20 protein-coding genes are annotated in these 25,270 nt (G+C 60.7%); 3 read left to right on the forward strand and 17 right to left on the reverse strand.

The window, feature by feature from the left end:
- Positions 1-1,186: 1,186 nt before the first annotated feature.
- Entirely contained in the window at positions 1,187-1,375 is a 189-nt protein-coding gene (locus LQ215_RS19890; RefSeq protein ID WP_230152226.1) for a nucleoid-structuring protein H-NS, read from the reverse strand.
- 420 nt (positions 1,376-1,795) lie between these two features.
- On the opposite strand from LQ215_RS19890, the gene LQ215_RS19895 reads away from it, so the two are divergent.
- Positions 1,796-2,137 (forward strand): DUF6124 family protein, encoded by a 342-nt coding sequence (locus LQ215_RS19895; protein ID WP_230152211.1) that lies wholly within the window; start codon positions 1,796-1,798, stop codon positions 2,135-2,137.
- Between the two features lie 94 nt (positions 2,138-2,231).
- Here the strand turns inward: LQ215_RS19895 and LQ215_RS19900 are convergent, their stop codons facing one another.
- On the reverse strand, positions 2,232-3,380 hold the full coding sequence (locus tag LQ215_RS19900) for a PheS-related mystery ligase SrmL (RefSeq protein WP_230152212.1): 1,149 nt from the start codon (positions 3,378-3,380) through the stop codon (positions 2,232-2,234).
- A 415-nt stretch (positions 3,381-3,795) separates the two neighbouring features.
- Between LQ215_RS19900 and LQ215_RS19905 the strand changes: the two genes are divergently transcribed.
- Together LQ215_RS19905 and LQ215_RS19910 are read left to right on the forward strand one after the other, a co-directional pair.
- Complete coding sequence (locus tag LQ215_RS19905; protein ID WP_230152213.1) at positions 3,796-4,053, forward strand: hypothetical protein; 258 nt, start codon at positions 3,796-3,798, stop codon at positions 4,051-4,053.
- Positions 4,054-4,070: 17 nt separating this feature from the next.
- Positions 4,071-4,718, forward strand: coding sequence for a hypothetical protein (locus tag LQ215_RS19910; protein ID WP_230152214.1), 648 nt, complete (start codon positions 4,071-4,073; stop codon positions 4,716-4,718).
- Between the two features lie 94 nt (positions 4,719-4,812).
- Here LQ215_RS19910 and mdoH read toward each other — a convergent pair whose 3' ends face one another.
- From mdoH to hutU, 15 genes are all read right to left on the reverse strand, one after another.
- Complete coding sequence (mdoH, locus tag LQ215_RS19915) at positions 4,813-7,383, reverse strand: glucans biosynthesis glucosyltransferase MdoH (RefSeq protein ID WP_230152215.1); 2,571 nt, start codon at positions 7,381-7,383, stop codon at positions 4,813-4,815.
- The gene (locus LQ215_RS19920) at positions 7,376-9,115 is read right to left on the reverse strand and encodes a glucan biosynthesis protein G (RefSeq protein ID WP_230152216.1); all 1,740 of its coding nucleotides are present in this window, start codon (positions 9,113-9,115) and stop codon (positions 7,376-7,378) included. Before LQ215_RS19920 ends, mdoH begins: the two co-directional genes overlap by 8 nt.
- A gap of 350 nt (positions 9,116-9,465) precedes the next feature.
- The gene (gene dtd / locus LQ215_RS19925) at positions 9,466-9,903 is read right to left on the reverse strand and encodes a D-aminoacyl-tRNA deacylase (protein ID WP_003196911.1); all 438 of its coding nucleotides are present in this window, start codon (positions 9,901-9,903) and stop codon (positions 9,466-9,468) included.
- Positions 9,900-10,871, reverse strand: coding sequence for a prolyl aminopeptidase (gene pip / locus LQ215_RS19930; RefSeq protein WP_003196909.1), 972 nt, complete (start codon positions 10,869-10,871; stop codon positions 9,900-9,902). The genes dtd and pip overlap by 4 nt, the downstream gene beginning before the upstream one ends.
- Positions 10,872-10,976: 105 nt before the next feature.
- A complete protein-coding gene (locus LQ215_RS19935; protein WP_290369148.1) occupies positions 10,977-11,864 on the reverse strand; it encodes an alpha/beta hydrolase in 888 nt (295 codons plus the stop codon).
- Positions 11,865-12,095: 231 nt separating this feature from the next.
- Positions 12,096-13,043 carry a choline ABC transporter substrate-binding protein gene (locus LQ215_RS19940; protein WP_230152218.1) on the reverse strand — a complete coding sequence of 316 codons (948 nt, stop codon included), beginning with the start codon at positions 13,041-13,043 and terminating at the stop codon, positions 12,096-12,098.
- A 261-nt stretch (positions 13,044-13,304) separates the two neighbouring features.
- Entirely contained in the window at positions 13,305-14,108 is an 804-nt protein-coding gene (gene hutG / locus LQ215_RS19945) for an N-formylglutamate deformylase (protein WP_230152219.1), read from the reverse strand.
- 11 nt (positions 14,109-14,119) lie between these two features.
- Positions 14,120-15,322, reverse strand: a complete 1,203-nt coding sequence (gene hutI, locus LQ215_RS19950; protein WP_230152220.1) for an imidazolonepropionase — start codon at positions 15,320-15,322, stop codon at positions 14,120-14,122.
- A 109-nt stretch (positions 15,323-15,431) separates the two neighbouring features.
- Complete coding sequence (gene hutH, locus LQ215_RS19955; RefSeq protein ID WP_436839589.1) at positions 15,432-16,964, reverse strand: histidine ammonia-lyase; 1,533 nt, start codon at positions 16,962-16,964, stop codon at positions 15,432-15,434.
- Positions 16,965-17,093: 129 nt separating this feature from the next.
- Positions 17,094-18,617: a histidine ammonia-lyase gene (gene hutH, locus LQ215_RS19960; RefSeq protein ID WP_230152221.1), complete on the reverse strand. Its 1,524-nt coding sequence runs from the start codon at positions 18,615-18,617 to the stop codon at positions 17,094-17,096.
- Positions 18,618-18,787: 170 nt separating this feature from the next.
- A complete protein-coding gene (locus tag LQ215_RS19965; protein WP_207963024.1) occupies positions 18,788-19,618 on the reverse strand; it encodes a quaternary amine ABC transporter ATP-binding protein in 831 nt (276 codons plus the stop codon).
- A complete protein-coding gene (locus LQ215_RS19970) occupies positions 19,615-20,466 on the reverse strand; it encodes an ABC transporter permease (protein WP_186613288.1) in 852 nt (283 codons plus the stop codon). Before LQ215_RS19970 ends, LQ215_RS19965 begins: the two co-directional genes overlap by 4 nt.
- Before the next feature lie 71 nt (positions 20,467-20,537).
- The gene (locus tag LQ215_RS19975; protein WP_230152222.1) at positions 20,538-21,506 is read right to left on the reverse strand and encodes an ABC transporter substrate-binding protein; all 969 of its coding nucleotides are present in this window, start codon (positions 21,504-21,506) and stop codon (positions 20,538-20,540) included.
- Positions 21,507-21,576: 70 nt separating this feature from the next.
- Positions 21,577-23,043 (reverse strand): purine-cytosine permease family protein, encoded by a 1,467-nt coding sequence (locus LQ215_RS19980; protein WP_230152223.1) that lies wholly within the window; start codon positions 23,041-23,043, stop codon positions 21,577-21,579.
- 149 nt (positions 23,044-23,192) lie between these two features.
- The gene (gene hutU / locus LQ215_RS19985; RefSeq protein WP_003196887.1) at positions 23,193-24,881 is read right to left on the reverse strand and encodes a urocanate hydratase; all 1,689 of its coding nucleotides are present in this window, start codon (positions 24,879-24,881) and stop codon (positions 23,193-23,195) included.
- Between the last annotated feature and the right edge of the window lie 389 nt (positions 24,882-25,270).

The following is a 25,270-nucleotide window of genomic DNA, read 5'->3' on the forward strand; positions in this document are numbered from 1 at the left end:
TCCATGGCCCAGCGCGGCTAACCCGGCATCCATGCCGGGTTGCCCACTGCGCAATGCCTGCGTTCGGCCATCGTGGTTAACGGGGCGCCCGAGATCAACGTCCACCACTAGGCGGCCTTATAGCCGACCTGGCTCCTCCGGTCGTACACCCGTCAGATCTGTGGGAGCAAAGCTTGCTCGCGATGGCGGTCTGTCAGGCAACATCAATACTGACTGCCCCGCCGCCTTCGCGAGCAAGCTCGCTCCCACATAAGTTTTTGGTCATTTATAAGATCAGTGCCCACCGCCGATCCCTGTGGGAGCCGAGCTTGCTCGCGATGGCGGTGGGTCAGTTTGCATCAGTATTGGATGTGCCGCCGCCTTCGCGAGAAAGCTCGCTCCCACATAGGTTTTTGGTCGTTTATAAGATCAGTGTCCACCGCCGATCCCTGTGGGAGCCGAGCTTGCTCGCGATGGCCGTGGGTCAGTTTGCATCAGTATTGGATGTGCCGCCGCCTTCGCGAGCAAGCTCGCTCCCACATAGGTTTTTGGTCGCTTATAAGATCAGCGTCCACCGCCGATCCCTGTGGGAGCCGAGCTTGCTCGCGATGGCGGTGGGTCTGCTTGCATCAATGCTGAATGTGCTGCCGCTTTCGCGAGCAGGCTCGCTCCCACATAGGTTTTTGGTCGTTTATAAGATCAGCGTCCACCGCCGATCCCTGTGGGAGCCGAGCTTGCTCGCGATGGTGGTGGGTCAGTTTGCATCAGTATTGGATGTGCCGCCGCCTTCGCGAGCAGGCTCGCTCCCACATAGGTTTTTGGTCGTTTATAAGATCAGCGTCCACCGCCGATCCCTGTGGGAGCCGAGCTTGCTCGCGATGGCGGTGGGTCTGCTTGCATCAATGCTGGATGTGCCGCCGCCTTCGCGAGCAGGCTCGCTCCCACATAGGTTTTTGGTCGTTTATAAGATCAGCGTCCACCGCCGATCCCTGTGGGAGCCGAGCTTGCTCGCGATGGCGGTGGGTCTGCTTGCATCAATGCTGAATGTGCTGCCGCTTTCGCGAGCAAGCCCGCTCCCACAGTTGGATTGGGGTACACCCGCAAGAGACAGGCCGGCTACTAGGCCGCCTCGCGAGCAAGCTTTGCTCCCACAGGCCCTGCTCAAACAGATCTGACGGGTGTACGACCGGGAGAGCCAGGTCGGCTACTAGGCCGCCTCGCGATGGACGTTGATCTCGGACGCCCCGTTAACCACGATGGCCGAACGCAGGCATTGTGGAGTGGGCATCCCGGCATGGATGCCGGGATAGCCGCGCTGGGCCATGGATGGCCCTTCGCGGCGGGCCCACGGAGCAATGCCGGAGTGAGGGCATGCCGAGCCTAAGCGAGGTGCCAAGTGGTGGGGCATGAGCGCTTTGGTTACTTTCGCGCTTTTCGAAAGTGACCCGCCGTAAGGGCGGAACCCTAAGCAGCCGTGACCTAAATAACGGATATACATACAAAAATACCTACGTCCGACAATCCGTCATCCCAAGGCTACGGCGCCTTGCGCCATTGCCTACAACTACGCCAGAATCCGCCGGCTTGTGCGCCTTGGCCCTGGGCTCTAACGTTTGCGGGTCGCTGTCAGTTCAGCGATCGGGTTTAGCAGCTCGGCACAATATCAAGGCACGCAGGTCCGCTTTATGGCGGCTGTGCGTGGGGCACTTCGGTGCGCCGGGTTCCTTGATTCCTGGTCTGCTAACCCGCGCACAGTCGCCACCCTTTTCGTTTAGCAGCGATGTCTGGCGGCTCCATCAATCAAGGAGCGTCAACCATGCACAAGGTCACACCCAACCCTCCAGAACCAGAAACCGACCCCAAGAAAATCCAAGAAGCCATCGATCGCACGCTCGATGACTACCTGAATCCCAAACAGACCAAATCCGGGATAAAACCGTCGCCAAGCCAACTCTTCACCGTCGTCGACGACATCGACACCGAAAGCCTGCTGGCCAACCTCAGCGAAAACCTGGCCTCAGCCGATGCCATGGTCAGCGACCTTGCGTTCGACCTGAAAGGCTCGCGACGCCATGTTGCCTTCGGCATTCAGCAACTGATCGAACTGAGTAGGTTATTGGCAAACCGGATGTTGGATAGCATCAATCCACAACACTGACCGACATCGCCACGAGGAATAGCCCTGCGCGCCTTCAGAAGTGGGGCTGTTTTGATTTATCTGCGAGACGGAACCAGCACCATTGGCGAGTGCATTAACGCACCTTCAAGTCCATTCGGTATCCTGCTCCCGGAGCGCCCTCGTGCAACGCCGACTGAATCCTTTCATACAAAGCATTGGCCTCCGCAGTCGTGATTGACCGAGAACAATCCCGCAGTACGACGCGCAGTAGAACATTCTCCTGATCGACCAGAAGGCCGAGTCGCTCAATAGCTTGGGGTGGCAGCTCAGACGAAACCCAACGTCCTTTGATCTGCATTTCCTCGATCCAGCCAGAACAGTCCCCGGCCGCCTGCAGCATCCTTTCAGTCAGCACCTCCTCACTCAACCCCGGAGACACCGCCACCGAAATATCCCGAGAAATCGAAGGCAAGCGCGAAACGGCGTTCCATGGCCGCAGATCTTGCATTTGGGCCTGCACCCGCTCGTTAGCGTCACGCAACAAACGAATATCTGGAATACCCTTGCGTAGCATCGTCAACCGATCCAGGCCCATTCCCAACGCCAGTCCACCATGACGCCGAGGATCAATTTCTAATCGCCGCAGCAGCGAAGTGGCGATGAGGCCACATTCGAGTACTTCAACATTGGCGCCGTCGTTCAATACGTTCACTTCGATTCCGCCCTCGGTGTAGTGATGCGGGCTGTCGCTGTAGACCCAAGGTTTATCGGGTACCGCGGCGCCGAGAATATCGCGGACCAGACGCAACAGATGCTCGCGATCCGAAAGTTCTGGATCGCCCAGAACCCAAATATCCATCTGATGCGGTTCGGCGCAATGCCACCTATCTCGACTGTCTCGGCGAAAGGTGATGCCCGGAGCGGCCAGCAGGATCATCTCCCCGGTCTTGCGCTCTTGAGCAGCCCGTTGAAGAGCGGCGGGAATCTGGCTGGTGGTTTGCGTGCGCAACAACGAATGTTCGCTCACCCAGCGAGTGTGTTCACTGCCCAAGGTGATCTCTGCCGGATCGTAGCCTAGTAGCCCATAGTTTTCTTCAGCAGACACGATACGCGGGCCACTCTGAATACGTGCCCGAGGCCAGCCGCTACGAATCAATCCCTCGACAATCTCATTAACCATCAACTGAACCGCATGGGCGGGTGTATGTGTTTCCGTCAGGTCTGTTACGGACAGCGCCTGCTGGAGGGCTGCATCAGACAAATATTGTTTTGCACCTGTCATTTCCGACCCCTCAGTTTAAAACCTCAAACGAATAGCAATAAAACCTATCAACACTAGACCACCAAAACAATGCCAGAGAGTCATTTACTTAATTTTCAGAAATCCGCTACAGCCACTTCCCACACAAATAACCTCTTAACAGCCAAAAAACAGAAAATAGCGCAATTCATTCTAAAAACCCTCAAACAAACCCATTCCAAATCTTAGAAAGACTTGAATAAATACAACTCCCTTGTTCGACAAGGGATCCCAACAAAAAAGGAGGGTAAATATGGAAATCAGAGAAACTGAGTCGCCTGACCTCGGGCCCGGAAAACTTTGGATGGGCTCCATTGGCTTGGGCCTACACGGAGGATTGACTTCCGCTAACCAGCGGGCGGCATCTACGTGCCGTCCGCCTATCCAGGAGCAACCCATGTCATCCATGACCAATATCCACACACTTTTTGGAGAAGAAGAATTCTGGGTTATTGCAGACTCACAAGAATTCCTTGATGAATGCAGTCATCAAGGATTGAACACAGCGCACATTCACGAGATCGGTACTCTTCCCCGAAATAGCATAATTTTTTCGTTCAGCAACACCGCGGCCAAGCTCACGCTGGAGATTGCCAAGACCACCCCAGTCAAGAAAGCGTGTTCTGCGCAGCACAGGTCTTCGATCCGTCTTTGAGTAGCGCGAACTACAGCTTGCACTTATTGCTTAACAGCGACTACAAAAAATCATTAGAAAGACAGCGTTTCTTTTTAAACATGCTTAACTCCCATGACTCATTCCTCCTATCAGGTGAAGACACTTCCGGAACAGTCACAACCCACCGCCAAGCAGAACCCTACGCGTTGATAGAGGAGGACATTTCAGAGAATTTCATACACTCAGCAGCCGAGTTTTTCGAAGTGCACTATGCCCACATGAATATCCATGAACGCTGTCCGTTCTGCCTGAACGGAAAACTTAAGATTTCTGGAATTTTAACGGTATTAAGAAAAGCTAATCCACAACTACCTGAGGACATTCGAGTCAGGCTCAAGCTGTTATCAGACTCGATAGCCAAGGCCGGGGGGTGGCTGACAGTCGTTGAAAACAAGGTGACGTCTTTACAAGCCGACAACGAGGAACATATCGAAACATTGAAATCAGCTGCCGGGGTTCGAGGACTCGGACTGACCGAATTCGCCATCGGCGTCAATGAAGAAATAGCAGCCTTCATAGATTACAAGGTGAACTCTCAAATGAACGAGGGTATCAACGGTGTCCATTTAGCTATCGGAGATGGCTCCAGCGGCTTTCACATTGACTTCCTCAGTCCAAACGTCAATGTCACTCCAATTGTGTAATAACGCTATTCGCTCGAAATTCGGAAGTCACAGGTACAAATCCTTAGCCCAACAAAAAGCCCCGCTTCCTTTCAGAAGCGGGGCTTTTTGCGTATCAGGCCACTTGAGGCTGTGCGCTCAACGGCTGTAGCGGTAACAGCGGTGCATGAGGGTCGGCCTTGACCGACTCACGCCATGCCTCCAGCCACTCGGGATGACCCTCGCTCCAGACCTGCTCATGCAGGCGGGACAAGGCCACCGGGTCGCTCAGCAGGGCTAGTCGCTCAGCGTTGCTGAGACCGTCAGGGCCGGCCTTCAAGGCGTGACGCACACGTTCGACCCGCAGCCACTCGATCGGCTCGGCCTTGCCGTGACGCGAGGTTGCCAACGCATACGCCAAGGCGTTCTGTTGCGGATCGACCACCGCCCGGATGAAACCGTCCTTGAGCGCATGCCAACGGTTTTCATGGGTGTACTGGTCCGTCGACTGCAACTCCTGTGGCGGTGCGTATTCCTCGGGGATCAGGAACAGGCTTTCATCACGGGACTTCAAGCCCAGGCCCACGCGGCTGGAAATCACCGATACCGGGATCGACAGCATCAGCGACCCGACGATCGGCACCAGCCACCAGAGGAAGCTCGGGTTCAGCCATATCACCAGCAAGGCCCAGAAGAAGCCCAGCAAGGTTTGCGGACCGTGGCGCTTGACCGCTTCGCTCCATGGCGTGGAGTCATCGTCACGCTGCGGCGAGTTCCAGGTTGCAGCCCAGCCCAGGAATGCGGCGAGCACGAAACGGGTGTGGAAAATCATCCGCACCGGCGCCAGCAGCATGGAGAACAACATCTCCAGGAGCATCGACAGCGTCACCTTGAACTTGCCACCGAACTCCTTCGCACCCTTGGCCCAGATCAGCACGATACTCAGCAGCTTGGGCAGGAACAGCAGCACGATGGTGGTGGAGAACAGGGCGATGGCCTTTTCCGGGTGCCATTGCGGCCACAACGGATAGAGCTGGCGCGGCTCGAGGAAGTACTGCGGCTCCATCAGCGTGTTCACCGCCAACAACGCAGTGGACAGTACCAGGAAGAAGAACCACAGCGGGGCCGACAGGTAGGACATCACGCCGGTCAGGAACACCGCACGGTGCACCGGGTGCATGCCCTTGACCAGGAACAGCCGGAAGTTCATCAGGTTGCCGTGGCACCAGCGACGGTCACGCTTGAGTTCGTCCAGCAGGTTCGGCGGCAGCTCTTCGTAGCTGCCCGGCAGGTCATAGGCAATCCACACGCCCCAGCCGGCACGGCGCATCAACGCCGCTTCGACGAAGTCGTGGGACAGGATGGCACCGGCGAACGCGCCTTTACCGGGCAGCGGCGCCAGGGCGCAGTGCTCGATGAACGGTTTCATGCGGATGATCGCGTTGTGGCCCCAGTAGTGGGATTCACCCAACTGCCAGAAGTGCAGGCCGGCGGTGAACAACGGACCGTAAACCCGGGTGGCGAACTGCTGCATGCGCGCATACAGCGTGTCCATGCCCGAAGCACGTGGCGCGGTCTGGATGATGCCAGCGTCCGGCGTGGCTTCCATCAGGCGCACCAGGCTGGTCAGGCAGGTACCGCTCATGACGCTGTCGGCGTCGAGCACGACCATGTACTTGTAGTCACTGCCCCAACGACGGCAGAAGTCGTCGAGGTTGCCGCTCTTGCGCTTCACGCGACGGCGACGGCGGCGATAGAAGATCTTGCCGAAACCACCGGCTTCACGGCAGACGTCCAGCCAGGCCTGTTGTTCGGCCACGCAGATATCGGTTTCGTTACTGTCGCTGAGCACGAAGAAGTCGAAACGATCCAGGTCACCGGTGGCGGCCACCGACTCGAAGGTTGCGCGCAAACCGGCGAATACCCGTGGCACGTCTTCGTTGCAGATCGGCATCACCAGCGCGGTGCGGGCGTCCTTGGGAATTGGCTCGTTGCCGGCGCTGGCACCGGAAATGCGGTACTTGTCGTGACCGGTGAGCAATTCGAGAAAGCCCATCAGCGCTGTCCAGAAACCTGCCGAGACCCAGCAGAACAGGATCCCGAACAGAATCAGGATGCTGGTTTGCAGCGCATACGGCAGCACTTGCGTGGCGGTCTGCAACAGCGGTTGGTGCAGGACTTCTTCCAGATCCACGAACGACCAGCCCTGGTACGGCATGATGCCCTTCATGTACCAGCCGGCGACGATGGTCTGGCCGAGCATCAAGATCAGCAGGATGTAGCGACGGGTCGAGCCCACGGTACGCCAGCGTGCATGTGGCAGTACGCGCTCATCCTTGGGCGGCTTCGGCGGGTTGGTACGACCGGTCAGGCGCCGCCAGCCACGCACCAGGATATTGGTGCGCCACGGCTCCGGTACGACCTTGGTCCGACGAATCGGCGGCGTGGCCTTCAGGCACACCCGACCGCTGGTGTCGAGCCCCAGCATCTCGGCGTCTTCGAGCTCTTCGGCGGTGCTCAGGGTCAGCCGGCGGCCCACCGAGGCTTGCGCCGCCTCGGCGGGCTCGTCGAAGGTCGATGAGGACAGGCGTTCGTGCAATTCGCTGAAGGACTTGCAGCCCGCCAGTTCGGCGCGCTGCTCGTCGGTCATGGGCAAATGGGCCAGGTACTCGCTGAGCGTCTCTGGCTGTACTGAAGTATTACTCATCGGCTGGCAACTGATAGCTCCAGGTCTCGGTCAAGACTTGTTCAGTCGGTTCCGGTTCCTGCTGGGTTGGGGTCGGTTCAACAGCCGCGTCCGCCGCCTTGACGGCCTTGGCTTCGTCTTTCGCTTTTTCGTTCGCGAGCTCTTTTTCGGTCTGCTGGCGGGCGACTTTGTCGGCCTTGGCCAGGGTCGTGGTTACGGAGTGCGCGGTGGCCGGGGCTTCGACAGGCGTCAATGGACGGACCAGCGCCGCACGCATTTCGGTGGCCTGTTTCGAATCCTTGATCTTCAACCGCAGGGTCAAGCGCCAGCCCTTGGTTTCAGGGTTGTAGCGCACGCTATTCTCGACGATCTCGCCGTTTTCGCCGACGCTCACCTGGCTACGCACATCGGCGTCTTCCGGCAGAGCTTGCAGGGACGGACCTTCGAAATCCACCAGGTAGGCCACGCTGCCGTCCGGCTGACGGATCAGGTTGGACTGCTTCACGTCACCGGTGGAACGCAGGGTCTGCTGGACCCAGGCGCTGTCAGGCGAGTGCAGGCTGGCTTCGTCGAGGGTCCAGTGCAGGCGATAGCTGAAGTCCAGCGGCTGGCCTGGCTCAGGCAGTTTTTCCGGGCTCCAGAAGGCAACGATATTGTCGTTGGTTTCGTCGGCGGTCGGAATTTCTACCAGGTCGACGGAGCCCTTGCCCCAATCGCCTTTCGGTTCGATCCAAGCACTTGGGCGCTTGTCGTAGCGGTCGTCCAGGTCTTCGTAATGGCTGAAGTCGCGCCCCCGTTGCAACAGGCCGAAACCACGCGGGTTTTCTACCGAGAAGTTGCTCACGGCCAGGTGTTTCGGGTTGTTCAGCGGACGCCAGATCCACTCGCCGTTACCGGCATGGATCGACAGACCACTGGAATCGTGCAGTTCGCGACGGTAGTTCAGCACTTTGGACGGCTGGTTGGCGCCGAACAGGTACATGCTGGTCAAGGGGGCCACACCCAGCTTGGTCACGCGGTCACGCAGGAACATGCGCGACTTCACGTCGACCACGGTGTCGGTGCCCGGACGCAAGGTCAGGCGATAGGCGCCAGTGGCGCGTGGCGAATCCAGCAGGGCGAAGATCACCAGGTGCTTGTCGGTCGGCTTCGGACGTTGGATCCAGAACTCGCGAAAGCGCGGGAATTCTTCACCCGATGGCAACGCGGTGTCGATGGCCATGCCGCGAGCGGACAGGCCGTAGGTCTGGCCCTTGCCGATGACGCGGAAATAACTCGCGCCCAGCATGGTCATGATCTCGTCCTGCTTGTCAGCCTTGTTGATCGGGTACAACACGCGAAAACCCGCGTAACCCAGCTGTTCAGTGGCCTTGGGATCGAATTTCAGATCGTCGAAGTCAAAGCGCGACGGGTCGTACTTGATCTCTTCGACGGTGGTCGCGGTGATTTCGTTGATCTTCACCGGTGTGTCGAAATGCATACCCTGGTGATAGAAGGACAGCCTGAACGGTGTCTTCTGGTCGGCCCATTCGGCTTTTTCGGTACGGAAACGGATTTTTTGATAGTCGGCGAATTTCATTTCGCGGAATTCGTTCGGCAGATTACTGCGCGGGGCTTCGTATTTTTGCCCGGCCAGCTCTTGAGCCTTCGCCGATACATCATCCAGGCTGAATGCCCACAGTTGGCCCGCGCCGAACAGGCACAGCAGGGCCGAGCCCGCTACCAGAGCGTTTCTAAACCGTTTGGCAGTCATTTTTGGTGCATTACAGGGACTAACAATCACGAGCAACCCTCGCCGAAAACTGATCAAAAAACCAACGGCCAGATAAAGTATCTGCACGGTAACGGCATTGAAAAACCGTTCCTGCGGACCACTCTTGCCAAGTTGGCGAGCATTGTTCCGACTCCGATGGGACAAAATGATTCCCCAAACGGTCCAGGACAAGTCTCTACCTAAGTCAAATGGACCAGCGAACGCTGATCCCCCGTAGCGCGCGATTATCTAGTAGCCCGCGTGACAACGCATCAGGGGTAGCAAAGTATTTATCGAGAAAACTCCCAGTTTTGCCTCGAAACAGGCCCGAAAAGATGTTTCAAACGCTTTCAGACCTGTAACAGGAAGGTTACCGGGCCATCATTGACCAAATGCACCTGCATGTCGGCGCCGAATCTACCTGATGCCACAGTGCCATGCACCTGTTTCGCCTGGGTGAGCAAATAGTTGAACAACTCTTCTCCCAGGGCCGGAGGCGCGGCTGTCGAAAAACTCGGGCGCAAACCACTTTTGGTGTCGGCCGCCAAGGTGAACTGCGACACCAGCAGCAACCCACCACCGACATCCGCCAGGGACAGGTTCATCTTGCCGTCGGCGTCGCTGAACACTCGATAGTTAAGCAGCTTATGCAGGAGTTTGTCGGCGCTGGCCCGGGTATCCCCGGGCTCGACGGCCACCAACACCAGCAAGCCCTGATCCACGGCGCCGATGATCTCGCCTGATACTTCGACCCGCGCGCAGCGAACTCGTTGCAACAGCCCCTTCATGCTTCTTCAGGCGGCAGGTCGAGCAGGCGCCGGGCCATTTGCGCAGCGGCGCGCACCAGTGCGTCGGTGATCCCCGGCTCCGAAGCGGCGTGGCCGGCGTCGCGAATCACCTGCAGTTCGCTGTTGGGCCAGTTCTGATGCAGCTCCCAGGCATTGTCCAGCGGGCAGATGACGTCGTAGCGGCCATGCACGATGACGCCCGGCAAATGGGCGATCTTGCCCATGTCGCGAATCAACTGGTTGGGTTCGAGGAAAGCGTTGTTGGTGAAGTAGTGGCATTCGATCCGGGCAATCGACAGCGCCCGCTGCGGCTCGGAGAAGCGATCGACCACCAGCGGGTTCGGACGCAGGGTCGCGGTGCGACCTTCCCAGGTGGACCAAGCCTTGGCCGCGTGCATCTGGGCGATCTGGTCGTTGCCGGTCAGGCGCTTGTGGAAAGCGCTAAGCAGGTCGTCGCGCTCGTCCAACGGGATCGGTGCGATGTAGTCCTGCCAGTAGTCGGGGAACAGGCGACTGGCACCGGCCTGGTAGAACCATTCGATTTCTTGCGGCCGGCAGAGAAAGATCCCACGCAGGATCAGGCCGTGGACCCGCTCGGGATGAGTCTGGGCATAGGCCAGGGCCAGGGTCGAGCCCCAGGAACCGCCAAACAGCACCCACTTCTCGATGCCCAGGTGCTTGCGGATGCGCTCCAGGTCTTCGACCAGATCCCAGGTGGTGTTGTTTTCAAGGCTGGCATGGGGGGTGGACCGACCGCAGCCGCGCTGGTCGAAAGTGACGATGCGGTACAGGTTCGGATCGAAGTAGCGGCGGCTCTGTGCATCGCAGCCAGCACCCGGGCCGCCGTGAATGAACACCACCGGCAGGCCTTCGGGGGAACCGCTTTCATCGACATAGAGCGTGTGGGTGTCATCGACAGCCAGATCGTGCCGGGCATGGGGTTTGATCTGCGGGTACAAAGTCTGCATTGCGCGCTCCGTAAGGGGTCGAGTCATCCCTGTGGGGACGTCTATTTAGTCTGCCGTCCGGCATCATAAACCCGAATTACCTTAATGAGCATGTCCCCTGCGCAGTCAAAGCATGTCAGCCAGGTACCCCAGCAGCGTGCGATACAGCCGATCGACCTCCGGCACCTGCCCCCGACCGCGCAGGCAACCGTGGACCCACCCTTCGCCCATGTACAACACAGAGGCTACCCCTGCGGCGTTCAGCCGCTCGCTATAAAGGATGCCGTCGTCGCGCAGCGGGTCCCATTGCGCCACGATGATCAGCGCTGGCGGCAAGCCGCCCAGGTGATCGGCAAGCAGCGGCATGGCGCCGGGCGACGGTGCAACGTCACCCAGGTAAAGCGCGTAATAGTTGTCCAGCTCCTGGCTGCTCAACAGCGGCGCATCGGCACATTCGTGGCGCGAGGGTAGCGTTGCCGGGCCACCGAGCGCCGGATAGATCAGCACCTGGGCCCGAGGCAACGGTTGCCCGGCATCACGCAAGGCCAGGCATAACGCCGCCGTGAGATTGCCGCCGGCACTGTCGCCGACCACCAGCCGGCGACGCGGGTCGATGGCAAAGGGCAAGGCTGCCAGATGACGCCACACGGCGAGGCAATCGTCCAACCCGGCTGGAAACGGATGCTCTGGGGCCAGCCGATAATCCACCGCCACCACCAGCGCACCAAGGGCAGCCGCCAGCTCCATGCAGATGAAGTCATGGGAATCCAGGTTCCCCACCACCCAACCGCCACCGTGCAAGTAAAGCAGGCATGGCCAGCCGGCGAGCGGTGCCGCACGCTGCGGGTAATAGGCCCGCACCGCCACGCCGGCCAGTTCGAAATCCTCGACGGCCAGCGTCGGCGGGCACGGCGGGGTGAACGCCCGACACATTTGGCTGTAGGCCAGGCGCGAACCGGCGAGGCTGTCGTCCGGGCTGGTGAAGCTCCGGGTCTGGTCGATGAAGGCTGACATTGCCTGGGAGAGTGGGTAGGTCATTGTGGTTTGCCGTGGATCGCCAAGGTGTGGCTCGGAGGCCTTTATGGCTTTGTGGCTTTTGTGGCTTTTGTGGCTTTTGTGGCTTTTGTGGCGAGGGAGCTTGCTCCCGCTCGGGTGCGCAGCGCCCGTTTTTTTCTGGGGCTGCTTCGCAGCCCAGCGGGAGCAAGCTCCCTCGCCACAGGGGTTATCAGTGTCCAGACGATTGTGTCAGTTCTTGAGACTGGCCTGCACCGCCGCCACGCCATCCTTGCCGTCGAAGCTGGAGACGCCGGCCAGCCACCGCTGCAAATCCTCGGGATGCTCGCGCAACCATTGCCGGGCGACGTCCTGGGGCGTCTTGCGCTCCATGATCGGCACCATCAACTGACTCTCCTGGGCGGCGGTGAAGGTGAGGTTTTCCAACAACCGGTTCACATTCGGGCACCGTTGGGCATAGTCCGGCGCGGTGACGGTGGAGACGGTCGCGGCGCCTTCGTTCGGGCCATAGACATCCTCGCTGCCGGTCAGGTAGGTGATGTTCATGTTGATGTTCATCGGGTGTGGGGTCCAGCCGACGAAGACCACGAACTCCTTGCGATTCACCGCCCGCTGCACCGCGGCCAGCATGCCCGCTTCACCGGATTCGATCAGCTTGAAGTCCTTGAGGCCGAAGTGGTTGGTTTCGATCATGGTCTTGATGGTGGTGTTGGCCCCGCTGCCCGGCTCGATCCCGTAGATCTTGCCGCCCAGTTGATCTTTGAACCGGGCGATGTCGGCAAAGGTCTTGAGCCCCGCCGCCGCCACGTAGTCTGGAACAGCCAGGGTGGCCTGGGCGTCGGCCAGGCTCGGCTTGTCCAACACTTTCACTTGGTTGGCCGCCAGGAACGGCGCGATGTTCTTGTCCATCGCCGGCTTCCAGTAGCCCAGGAAAATGTCGAGGCGCTTGTCGCGGATGCCGGCGAAGATGATCTGTTGCACGGCGCTGGTCTGCTTGCTGTCGTAGCCCAGCCCGGCGAGCAACACATCGGCCATGCCGCTGGTGGCGATCACGTCGGTCCAGTTGACCACGCCCATGCGCACGGTCTGGCACGACGCAGGCTCGGCGGCCATCGCCCCGGCACTCAAGAGGGTGGTACCGCAGAGGATCGACAGACAGCGCTTGAACAGTCTTTTCATCGGGAAGGTCTCGTGCGGCAGCGGATTATTGTAGGTCGGTGTCTTGCTGCACCGTGCCCGAAACATTACGCAGCGCCGAGGGGCCGAAGATGAACTGTGGCGACTCGGTTTTGCACGGTGGCGACAGGGAGAGGGGCTTGAAATGCTTTTGTGGCGAGGGAGCTTGCTCCCGCTGGGCTGCGCAGCGGCCCCAAATTTTGCGAGCGCTACGCACTCGAGCGGGAGCAAGCTCCCCCGCCACAGAAGCTGACTCGCCACAGGTTAGCGTTTGTAGGTGTTGCGTCCCCACGCCAGGAAGCCTTCCAGCAATTCCCTGAGCACTACCTGAGTCGGCGCCGCCAAATCAGCGCGGTAGTTGAACGGTTCGAATTCTTCCATGTAGGTGCTCTGGCACAGTTCCAGTTGCACCGCGTGGATGTCTTCGGCCGGGTTGCCGTAGTGCCGGGTGATGTGTCCGCCCTTGAACCGTCCGTTGAGCACATGGGTGAATTCAGCATGGCGAGCGCAGATGGCTTCGAGCTGGCTGGCCAGGGTCGGGTCGCAACTGGCGCCGTTGAACGTGCCGAGGTTGAAGTCTGGCAGCTTGCCGTCGAACAGGTGCGGGATCACCGAGCGGATCGAATGGGCATCGAACAGCAAGGCATAGCCGAACTCGGCCTTGAGCCGCGCCAGTTCCTCCCGCAGCGCCTGGTGGTAGGGCATCCATATCTGTTGCAGATACGTCGCCCGCTCCTCGACCGACGGCTCCAGCCCGTCGCGAAACAACGGTACGCCATCGAACAGCGTCGCCGGGTACAAACCGGTGGTGGCGCCGACGTACATCGGCTTGTCATCGGAGGGACGGTTCAGGTCGACGACGAACCGTGAGTATTGCGCGGCCAGGGTACTGGCGCCCAATTCATTGGCGAATTCATAGAGCTTGGGTATGTGCCAGTCGGTGTCCGGCAGGCTCTGGGCCTCGGGAATCAACCCGGCCTTCACCGCTGGCGTCAGGCGCAGGCCGGCGTGGGGCATGCTGACCAACAGCGGCACGCGGCCTTGCTTGAAATTCAGGACCTTCTCCACAAGCTTTCTCCTCAATCGATTTCCACGCCGTGACGCACGACGCGTTTTTCCAGATCGCCACCGAGCCAGTACGCCAGGTCGGCCGGGCGGTCGATGTGCCAGACGACAAAATCCGCGACCTTGCCGGCTTCCAGCGAACCGTGGGTGTCAGCCATGCCCAAGGCCTGGGCCGCATGAATCGTCGCCCCCGCCAGGGCTTCTTCCGGGGTCATCCGGAAACAGGTGCAGGCCATGTTCAACATCAGGCGCAACGACAACGCCGGCGAGGTGCCAGGGTTGAGGTCGCTGGCCACGGCGATTTTCACACCGTGCTTGCGCAGGGCTTCCATGGGCGGCAGTTGGGTTTCGCGCAGGAAATAAAACGCCCCTGGCAACAGCACCGCCACGGTGCCGGATGCGGCCATGGCCTTGGCATCGTCCTCGGTCATGAACTCCAGGTGATCGGCCGACAGCGCCTGGTAACGCGCCGCCAGGCTTGAACCGTGCAGGGATGACAACTGCTCGGCGTGCAGCTTCACTGGCAGCCCCAGTTGTTGCGCGGCGATAAACACCCGCTCGACCTGCGCCGGGGAAAACGCCAGGTATTCGCAAAAGGCATCCACCGCATCCACCAGTCCTTCGGCCGCCAGGGCCGGAAGCATCTCGGTGCAGATGTGCTCGATGTAGTCGTCGGCGCGATCCTTGTATTCCGGCGGCAAGGCGTGGGCCGCCAGGCAGGTGCTGCGCACGCTGACCGGCAACTCAGCGCCGAGACGGCGGATGACCCGCAGGATCTTGCGCTCGCTGGCCAGGTCCAGGCCGTAGCCGGATTTGATTTCCACTGTGGTCACGCCATCGCGCATCAGGCTTTTCAGGCGTTTGGCGGCGCTGGCGAACAGTTCGTCTTCACTGGCGGCGCGGGTGGCGCGCACGGTGCTGGCGATGCCGCCACCGGCGGCGGCGATCTCGGCATAGCTGACGCCTTGCAGGCGCTGCTCGAACTCACCGCTGCGGTTGCCGCCGAATACCGTGTGGGTGTGGCAGTCGATCAGCCCCGGCGTGACCCAGGCGCCCTTGAGGTCGTTGACCGCCGGGTAGTCACCCGTCGGCAATTCGGCACGCGGGCCGATCCATTGGATGTGCTCGTCCAGGGTGACGATGGCGGCGTCTTCGATGATCGAGTAGACGCCCTGGGCCATGGTGGCGGCGTGGCAGTTTTGCCAGAGGGTTTTCATCCACGTTTCCTCGTCTCATTCAAAATCGATTCGCGAGCAGGCTCGCTCCCACAAGGGTCAGGGTGTCCCCCAAATAAGTGTGGGAGCGAGCTTGCTCGCGATGAGGCCCTTACAGGCTCGGCAACAACTGCGCCGTGACCAGTTCGTTCAGGCACCGACTCGCCAGCAATTCACTGGCCGCATTGATGTCCGGCGCAAAGAACCGGTCCTTCTCGTAAAACGGCACTTGCGCACGCAACAGGCCACGGGCCCGTTCCAGCTTCGCGGAGGTCTTCAAGCCGCCGCGCAGGTCCAGCCCCTGGCAGGCCGCGAGCCATTCCACCGCGAGGATCCCCCGGGTGTTCTCGGCCATTTCCCACAGACGCTTGCCGGCAGCCGGGGCCATGGAAACGTGGTCTTCCTGGTTGGCCGAGGTCGGCAGGCTGTCGACCGAATGGGGATGGGACAGCGCTTTGTTTTCACTGGCCAGGGCCGCAGCGGTGACCTGGGCGATCATGAAACCGGAGTTCACCCCACCATTGGCGACGAGGAACGGCGGCAGTTGCGACATGTGCTTGTCCATCATCAACGAAATGCGGCGCTCGCTCAGGGAGCCGATTTCGGCAATCGCCAAGGCCATGTTGTCGGCCGCCATCGCCACCGGTTCGGCGTGGAAGTTGCCGCCGGAAATCACGTCGCCCTCGGCGGCGAACACCAGCGGGTTATCCGACACCGCGTTGGCCTCGATCACCAGCACCTCGGCGGCCTGGCGGAACTGGGTCAGGCAGGCGCCCATCACTTGCGGTTGGCAGCGCAGGGAGTACGGGTCCTGGACCTTGTCGCAGTTCTGGTGCGAATCAGAGACTTCGCTGCGCTCGCCCAACAGATCGCGGTAGGCCGCGGCGGCGTCGATCTGGCCCTTCTGGCCACGGGCGGCATGGATGCGCGCATCGAATGGCGAACGCGAGCCGAGCACCGCTTCCACCGTGAGGCTGCCCAGGGCCACGGCCCCGGCAAACAGGTCTTCGCCTTCGAACAGGCCACGCAGGGCAAACGCGGTGGAGACCTGGGTGCCGTTGAGCAGCGCCAGGCCTTCCTTGGCGGCCAGGGTCAGCGGCGCTAGGCCCGCCACTTTCAGCGCCTCGACGGCCGGCAGCCATTGGCCCTTGTAGCGGGCCTTGCCTTCGCCCAGCAGTACCAGGGACATGTGGGCCAGCGGCGCCAGGTCACCGGACGCACCGACCGAACCCTTGAGCGGAATGTGCGGATAAACCTCGGCATTGATCAGCGCAATCAGCGCATCGATCACCTGCCGGCGGATGCCGGAAAAACCCCGGCTCAGGCTGTTGACCTTGAGCACCATGACCAGCCGCACCAGCGCATCGCTGATCGGCTCGCCCACCCCGGCGGCATGGGACAGCACCAGGGAGCGCTGCAGGTTTTCCAGGTCCTCGCTGGCGATGCGGGTCGAGGCCAGCAGGCCGAAACCGGTGTTGATGCCGTAGGCGGTGCGGTTCTCGGCAAGGATCTGTTCGACACAGGCAACGCTGGCTTCGATCTGTGCCGAGGCGCTGGCGTCGAGACTCAAGGTCACGGGTTGCTGATAGATGTCACGCAATTGAGCCAGGCTCAATTGGCCGGGAATCAGGTTTAAGGCAATCATGTAATGCTCCTTTTGAGAGTTTTGTTTTCACCCGCCAGTCGCTCCGGAATGTTCCGTTATCCGTCACCTCCGCTTTTTGGGCGATGCCTTGTGGGCAAGAGGTGCCTTGGCACGCTGGCGCATTTTCGTTCAATTCAAATTCGGTAATACGTTGCGCAGCACATTCGGGTCTTTGAGCAGGGCGGCGGCACTGGCGATGTCCGGCGCCAGCCAACGGTCCTGGTCGTAGGCCGGGACGCGCTCGCGCAACAGTTTCCAGGCGATGTCGGTGCCGGCGCCGAAACGCTGGGCCTTGAGAAACTCAAAGGCCTGGGCCGCCAGCAGGTATTCGATGGCGAGGATCTGCGTGCAGTTTTCCAGCGCCCGGTGCAGCTTCAGGGCTGCGTTGGTGCCCATGCTCAGATGGTCTTCCTGCAATCCGGAGGTGACGAAATTGTCGAGCACCGCCGGTTGCGCCAGTTGCTTGTTTTCTGCGCACAGCGACGCGGCGACGTATTGCACGATCATCATCCCCGAGTTCACCCCGGGGTTGGCCACCAGGAAGGCCGGCAGGCCGCTGACGTGGGGGTTGATCAAGCGATCGAGGCGACGCTCGGCGATGGAGCCGATCTCAGCCATGGCAATCGCCAGCAGATCCGCCGCCAGCGCCACCGACTGGCCGTGGGGATTGGCCTGAGACATGACCCGGAAGTTCTCCGGCGTACCCAGCAGCAGCGGATTATCGGTCACCGCGTTGAGTTCGGTTTCGATCTGTTGCCGGGCGTGGGCCAACTGATCGCGCGCCGCGCCGTGCACCTGGGGAATCGAGCGGATACTCAAGGCGTCCTGGGTGCGAATACCCAGGCTCGCGGCGATGACTTCGCTGCCGTCGAGCAACGCGCGCAAATTGCTCCCAACCTGCTGCATGCCCGGGTGCGGCTTGAGGGCCATGACCTCGGCATCGAACGCAGCAATCTGGCCGCGCTGGGCCTCGAAACTCATGGCGCCGATCACATCGGCCCATTGCACCAGCCGTGTCGCATCGGCCAGGGCCAGGCAGCTCAGACCGGTCATGCACGGCGTGCCATTGACCAGGCACAAACCGTCCTTGGCCCCCAGTTGCACCGGTTGCAAACCCTCGGCGGCCAGGGCCTGTTGCGCCGGGACGATTTGCCCGCGATAGCTGACCTGGCCGACACCCAGCAACGCGATGCCGATGTGGGCCATGTGGGTCAGGTAACCCACCGAACCTTGGGACGGCACGTGCGGCGTGATGCCGCGATTGAGCAGCGCCAGCAGCGCTTCGACCACCCGACGATGGATGCCGGACTTGCCTTGGCTGTAGTTCAGGATGGCGGCGCAGAGAATCGCCCGGGTCTGTTCATCGGCAAGCGGCGCACCGACGCCACAGGCATGGCTGAGCAGGGTGTTGCGCGACAGTTGGCTGAGTTGTTCGTCCTTGAGCGAAACATTGCACAAGGCCCCCAGGCCGGTGTTGACGCCATAGGCGCGCTCACCGCTTGCGACGATACGCTGGACGATGGCCTGGGCATTGTCGATCCGCGCCCAAGTCTCAGTCGATAGCTCGAGCACAGCGCCAAAGCGGGCGACGGCGACGACGTCCTGCCAGCGCAGAGGGGCGCCGGTGATGATGATTTTTTCAGCCTGGGACATCTTCAACCTCATGCTTGCAACTTGAACATTGATGCAGCTTTGCCGGCCCTATCGCGAGCAAGCTCGCTCCCACAGGGATTTCCTTTGGACACAAAATGTGTGAACAAAGGAGGCCCCCTTGTGGGAGCGAGCTTGCTCGCGATGACGCCAGCCCAGCCACCACAAATCCCTCAAACCACCGCCGCCCGCCGTTGCACAAACCGATCGACATACTCATCCGCCGGCGAGTGCAGGATCTCCCGCGGCGTGCCGACCTGGATCAGCTTGCCGTCCTTGAGGATCGCAATGCGGTTACCGATGCGCACGGCCTCGTCGAGGTCGTGGGTGATGAAGACGATGGTCTTGTGCAGGGTCTTTTGCAGTTCCAGCAACTGGTCCTGCATTTCCGCGCGGATCAGCGGGTCGAGGGCGCTGAAGGCTTCGTCCATCAGGATGATGTCGGTGTCCGCCGCCAAGGCCCGGGCCAGGCCGACACGCTGGCGCATGCCGCCGGAGAGCTGATGCGGGTATTTGTTCTCGTAGCCTTTCAGGCCCACGGTGTTGATCCAGTGCAACGCCCGCTCGGCGCACACCTGTTTGCTCTCGCCGCGCACTTTCAGGCCATAGGCGACGTTGTCCAGCACGCTCTTGTGGGGCAGCAGGCCGAAGCTCTGGAACACCATGCTGATCTTGTGCCGGCGAAATTCGCGCAAGGCGTCCATGTCCAGCTGCAGAATGTCTTCGCCGTCCACCAGGATCGCGCCACTGGTAGGGTCGATCAGCCGGTTGAAGTGGCGCACCAACGTCGACTTGCCGGAACCGGACAGGCCCATGATCACGAAGATCTCACCGGTGCCGATGCTCAGCGACAGGTCGTTCACGCCGACCACACAACCGGTTTCGGCCAGCACCTGGTCCTTGGTCTTGTTCTGGCGGATCAGCTCCAGGGCGTCCTTGGAGCGATTGCCGAAAATCTTGAAGACGTTCTTGACTTCGATCTTGCTGATGGCTGCGTTGCTCATTTGCTCACCTCATGCCGAGGACGACCATAGGCCTGGGTAATGCGGTCGATGACCACGGCGAGAATCACGATCGCCAGCCCGGCTTCAAGGCCGCGTCCGACGTTGAGGGTCTGGATCCCCACCAGCACGTCTTCACCCAGGCCACGGGCGCCGATCATCGAGGCGATGACTACCATCGACAGGGCCATCATGGTGGTCTGGTTGATCCCGGCCATGATGCTCGGCAGGGCCAGGGGCAGTTGCACGCCGAACAACTGTTGCCAGCGGTTGGCGCCAAAGGCGTTGATGGCTTCCATCACTTCGCCGTCCACCTGGCGGATGCCAAGGTCAGTCAGGCGAATCAGTGGCGGCGCGGCGTAGATCACCGTGGCGAAAATCGCCGGGACCTTGCCCAGGCCGAACAGCATCAACACCGGAATCAGGTACACGAAGCTCGGCATGGTCTGCATGATGTCCAGCAAAGGCATCAGCACCGAACGCAGGCGATTGCTGCGCGCCGAGAGAATGCCCAGCGGAATGCCGATCAACACCGAGATCAGCGTCGCTACCAGCATCAGGGCGAGGGTCTGCATCAGTTTGTCCCACAGACCCACCGCACCCACCAGGAACAACAGGCCGACGATCACCGCCGTGGCGACCACCTTGCGGGTGGCGTGCCAGGCGATGCCGCCGACGATGGCCAGCATCAGCCACCAGGGCGCCATGCGCAGCAGGCCTTCGAGGTTGACGATGGCCCACAGCAGGGTCTCGGAGATGTGCCGGAACACATCGCCATAGTTGGTCACCAGGGAGTCGACCCAACCGTTGACCCAATCGGCGATGGAGAAGGTAAAGCTTTCGGGAAACATAAGAGACTCTCGATCAAGTGGATGCGGTGAACGTCCCGGCCAGCCCTACGGTTGGCCGGGAAGTAGTCGACCTACAGAGCCGCGTCGATTTTCTTGGCTGCGTCTTCACTGACCCAGGCGTGCCAGACTTCAGGATGTTCCTTCAGAAAGATCTTCGCCAGTTTCGGCGACTCGATCCGCTCCTTGGCCATGCGCCCGAGGTTCTGGTTCAGGATATCGATCGGCAGGTTGACCTTTTCCAGCACCGTCACCAATTCGGGTGCCTCGTCGTGGAAGGTCTTGGACAGGCCGACCTTGATGCTCACGCTTTTATCCACGCCCGGTTTTTCTTCCAGTTTCACCAGGTCCACCTGGCCCATCAGCGGCGTAGGCGACCAGTAGTAGAACAGGATCGGCTCGCCGCGCTTGTAGCTCGACAGCACCGCCGCATCCAGCGCCGGGCCGGTGCCTGGACGGAAGTTGGTGTAGGTTTTTTCCAGGCCATAGCTTTTCAGCATTTCACTGTTGTCCAGCTCGCAGGTCCAGCCGGCCGGGCAGTTATAGAAGCGGCCCTTGGACGGTTCTTCCGGGTCCTTGAACACGGCGGCGTACTGGCCCAGGTCAGCGATGTTCTTCAGGCCTGGCGCCTTGGCTTCGAGCTTGCGCTTGGCGTCGCCTTCCACCACGTAGCGCGGCACATACCAACCTTCGATGGCGCCCACGACCGGGGCACCGACGCCAACCACCTTGCCGGCCTTCTCGGCCTTGTTCCAGACTTCACTGCGGCCGACCCACTCTTCGGCAAACACCTGGATGTCGTTGCTGCTCAGGGCGTTCTCCATGGTGATGGAGTTGCCTGGCAGGCTGTCGGTCTTGCAGTCGTAGCCTTTTTCCAGCACCACTTGCAGGACGTCGGTCAGCAGCATGGCGCTTTCCCAGTTCAGGCCGGCGAACTTCACCGGTTTGCCCGACTCGCACCAACCCGCCGCTTGTGTGGCACCGGCGCTGGCCAGCAGGCCCATGGCAAGCAATGTGGTCAGCAGGGTCTTGTTCGACTTCATTATGTGACGCTCCTAATCAGTTGGATTGGCTTACGGCAGTCAAGAGGCATCCAGCCCTGTCAACGTCCCATCAGACCGCTTGGATGCGGCCCGCCCTGCTCGGTTGTGCGTCAACCGTGTCCTGCTCGACCGGCAGGATCAATTGATCGGGTACAGCGCTGTGCCACTTCTTGGCGACGACGTAATACAGCGCCGCCGGAACCACCAGGCCGATGATCCAGGAAATGTCCACGCCGCCCATGGCGGCCACCAGCGGACCGGTATAGAACTTGGTGGCGATGAACGGCAGTTGGACCAGTACGCCAAAGACATAGACGCTGATGCCAAGGGCATTCCAACGACCATAGCGACCATTCGGGTCGGCCAGCGCCGGCACGTCATAGCGCTCGCGGGTGATGCAGTAGTAGTCCACCAGATTGATCGCGCTCCAAGGCGTAAAGAACGCCAGCAAGAACAGGATGAAGGACTTGAACGCGCCGAGGAACGAGTGCTGGCCGAGCAGCGCGATCAGCGTCGCAGCGCCGACGATGACCAGCACGAAGACCAGACGCTGCAAGCGCGTTACGTTCAGGTGACCACGAAAACCGCTGATGATGGTCGCGATGCACATGAAGCTGCCGTAGGAGTTCAGCGTGGAGATGGTGACCTTGCCGAACGCGATGCTGAAATACAGCAGCGCGGCGGTGGCACCGGTGCCCCCCAGGCCCACGATGTAGGCCACTTCGTGACCGGCGAATTGCCCATTGGCCGAGGCCGCGGCAAACACGCCGAGGATCATCGCCACCTGTGCGCCGATGACTGAACCGGCGCCCGCGGCAAAAAAGGTTTTCACCGAAGAAGTCTTGCTCGGCAGGTAACGCGAATAGTCCGCCACGTAGGGGCCGAAGGCGATCTGCCAGGATGCCGCGAGCGACACCGCAAGCAGGAAACTGCTCCAGCTGAAATGACGGATTTGCAAGAGTGCGCCAACGTCCGTCTGGCTCATCAGACGAGAGAACAGGTAAACAAAGGCGATCACACCAAGGATGCTGGCGACACGGCCAATGAAGTGAATCACCCGATAACCGAGCACCGTGACCAGTACGATGACGCTGGCGAAAATGAGGATGCCGACACTGTCGCTGACACCAAACAACTGGCCCAGCGCCTGGCCGGAAAGCACGGTTCCCGTTGCGGTGAAACCCAGGTACATCAGGCACACCAGCACGATCGGGATGGCCGCACCATACACACCAAACTGCACCCGGCTGGAGATCATCTGCGGCAGGCCAAGCTTGGGCCCTTGCGCGGCATGCAACGCCATGACGCCACCGCCGAGCAGTTGGCCGATCAGCAAACCGATCAACGACCAGAACACATCACCGCCAAGCACCACCGCCAATGCGCCGGTGACAATTGCCGTGATTTGCAGGTTGGCCCCCATCCAGAGGGTGAACTGGCTCAACAATCGGCCGTGTCTCTCCGTTTCCGGGATGTAGTCGATCGAACGTTTCTCGATCAACGGCTTGCTGCTTGCACGTGTGCTGGTGACAGCCATGGTTCAACCTCTGTGGATTGTTCTGCAATTCAATTGCGCCGCACTCCTGTGGGAGCGAGCTTGCTCGCGATGAGGGCGTGTCAGTAGACGGAACCGGTACTGATCCACCGCTATCGCGAGCAAGCTCGCTCCCACAGGGGGGCCCGGGTTTATTTGCCGGTAATCATCGGCAGGTTCAGCCCCTGTTCCTTAGCGCAATCGATCGCGATCTGGTAACCGGCATCGGCATGACGCATCACGCCCGTGGCCGGATCGTTGTGCAGCACGCGGGCAATGCGCTCGGCCGCTTCGTCGGTACCGTCGCAGACGATCACCATGCCCGAGTGCTGCGAGAAGCCCATGCCGACGCCGCCACCGTGGTGCAGCGACACCCAGGTCGCGCCGCTGGCGGTGTTGAGCAAGGCGTTGAGCAACGGCCAGTCGGAAACCGCATCGGAACCGTCCTGCATGGATTCGGTTTCACGGTTGGGGCTGGCGACAGAACCGGAGTCCAGGTGGTCGCGACCGATGACGATCGGTGCCGACAATTCGCCGCTGCGCACCATCTCGTTGAACGCCAGGCCCAACTTGGCGCGTTGGCCCAGGCCGACCCAGCAGATACGTGCCGGCAAACCCTGGAAGCTGATGCGCTCGCGGGCCATGTCCAGCCAGTTGTGCAGGTGGGCGTCGTCAGGGATCAGTTCCTTGACCTTGGCGTCGGTCTTGTAGATGTCCTGCGGGTCACCCGAAAGCGCAGCCCAGCGGAACGGGCCAATGCCGCGGCAGAACAGCGGACGGATATACGCTGGTACGAAACCAGGGAAATCGAAGGCATTTTCGACGCCCTCTTCCTGGGCCATCTGGCGGATGTTGTTGCCGTAGTCGAAGGTCGGCACGCCCATTTTCTGGAAGGCCAGCATGGCTTTGACGTGGACGGCCATCGATTGCTTGGCGGCCTTCACCACGGCGGCGGGTTCGGTCTTGGCGCGGGCACGGTATTCGTCCCAGGTCCAACCAGCCGGCAGGTAGCCGTTGAGGGGGTCGTGGGCGCTGGTCTGGTCGGTGACCATGTCCGGGCGCACACCACGACGGACCATTTCCGGCAGGATCTCGGCAGCGTTCCCACACAGCGCGATGGAAATCGCCTTGCCTTCGGCGGTGTATTTCTCGATGCGCGCCAGGGCGTCGTCGAGGTCCTTGGCTTGCTCATCGACATAGCGGGTTTTCAGGCGAAAATCGATGCTCACCTGTTGGCACTCGATGTTCAGCGAGCACGCACCGGCCAGGGTCGCGGCCAACGGTTGCGCACCGCCCATGCCGCCCAGGCCGGCGGTCAGGACCCAACGACCCTTGAGGTTGGAGTCGTAGTGCTGGCGACCGGCCTCGACGAAGGTTTCATAAGTGCCTTGCACGATGCCCTGGCTGCCGATGTAGATCCAGCTGCCGGCGGTCATCTGGCCGTACATGGCCAGGCCCTTGGCATCGAGTTCGTTGAAGTGCTCCCAACTGGCCCAGTGCGGGACCAGGTTGGAGTTGGCGATCAGCACGCGAGGGGCGTTGCTGTGGGTCTTGAACACGCCCACCGGCTTGCCGGATTGCACCAGCAGGGTTTCATCATCATTCAGGTTGGTCAGGCTTTCGACGATCTTGTCGTAGCACTCCCAGTTGCGCGCCGCGCGGCCAATGCCACCGTAGACCACCAGTTCCTTGGGGTTCTCGGCCACTTCCGGGTCGAGGTTGTTCATCAGCATGCGCAGCGGCGCTTCAGTCAGCCAGCTCTTGGCGGTCAGCGTGTTACCGCGAGGGGCACGGATTTCAACGTCACGGTATTTTTCAGGTTTGCGGGTAGCGTCGGTCACAGCAAAAACTCCTCAGCGATCAATCCAGACCAGCCCGGGCAGTGGGCAGCGATTTAGCGAACGTTGCGTTGAATGTTGGTGACTCATACGCATACGTCTTTACTTGTATGTACAAGCATATGCAATCGAGCGGCCAACTTGTTGGAGGCAGTGTTCAGAAACGCTTGGGGAATTGGCTGGAAGCCTTGTGATTTATGGGCCGCTGAGCTGCATGAAAATTTTTGAAGAGCGGTTTCGAGGGGGAAATCGGCGGGGCATAGAAGCGTGGTATTGCGCCACGCTGGGGCGTTCGGTAACAAGTTGGTGCGCCCGGAAGGAACAACGAGTGAGCTTTTGTGGCGAGGGAGCTTGCTCCCGCTGGGCTGCGCAGCAGACCCAAAAAACAGGGC

Source organism: Pseudomonas brassicacearum (assembly GCF_918698105.1).
In the GTDB taxonomy this organism is placed as follows: domain Bacteria; phylum Pseudomonadota; class Gammaproteobacteria; order Pseudomonadales; family Pseudomonadaceae; genus Aquipseudomonas; species Aquipseudomonas brassicacearum_F.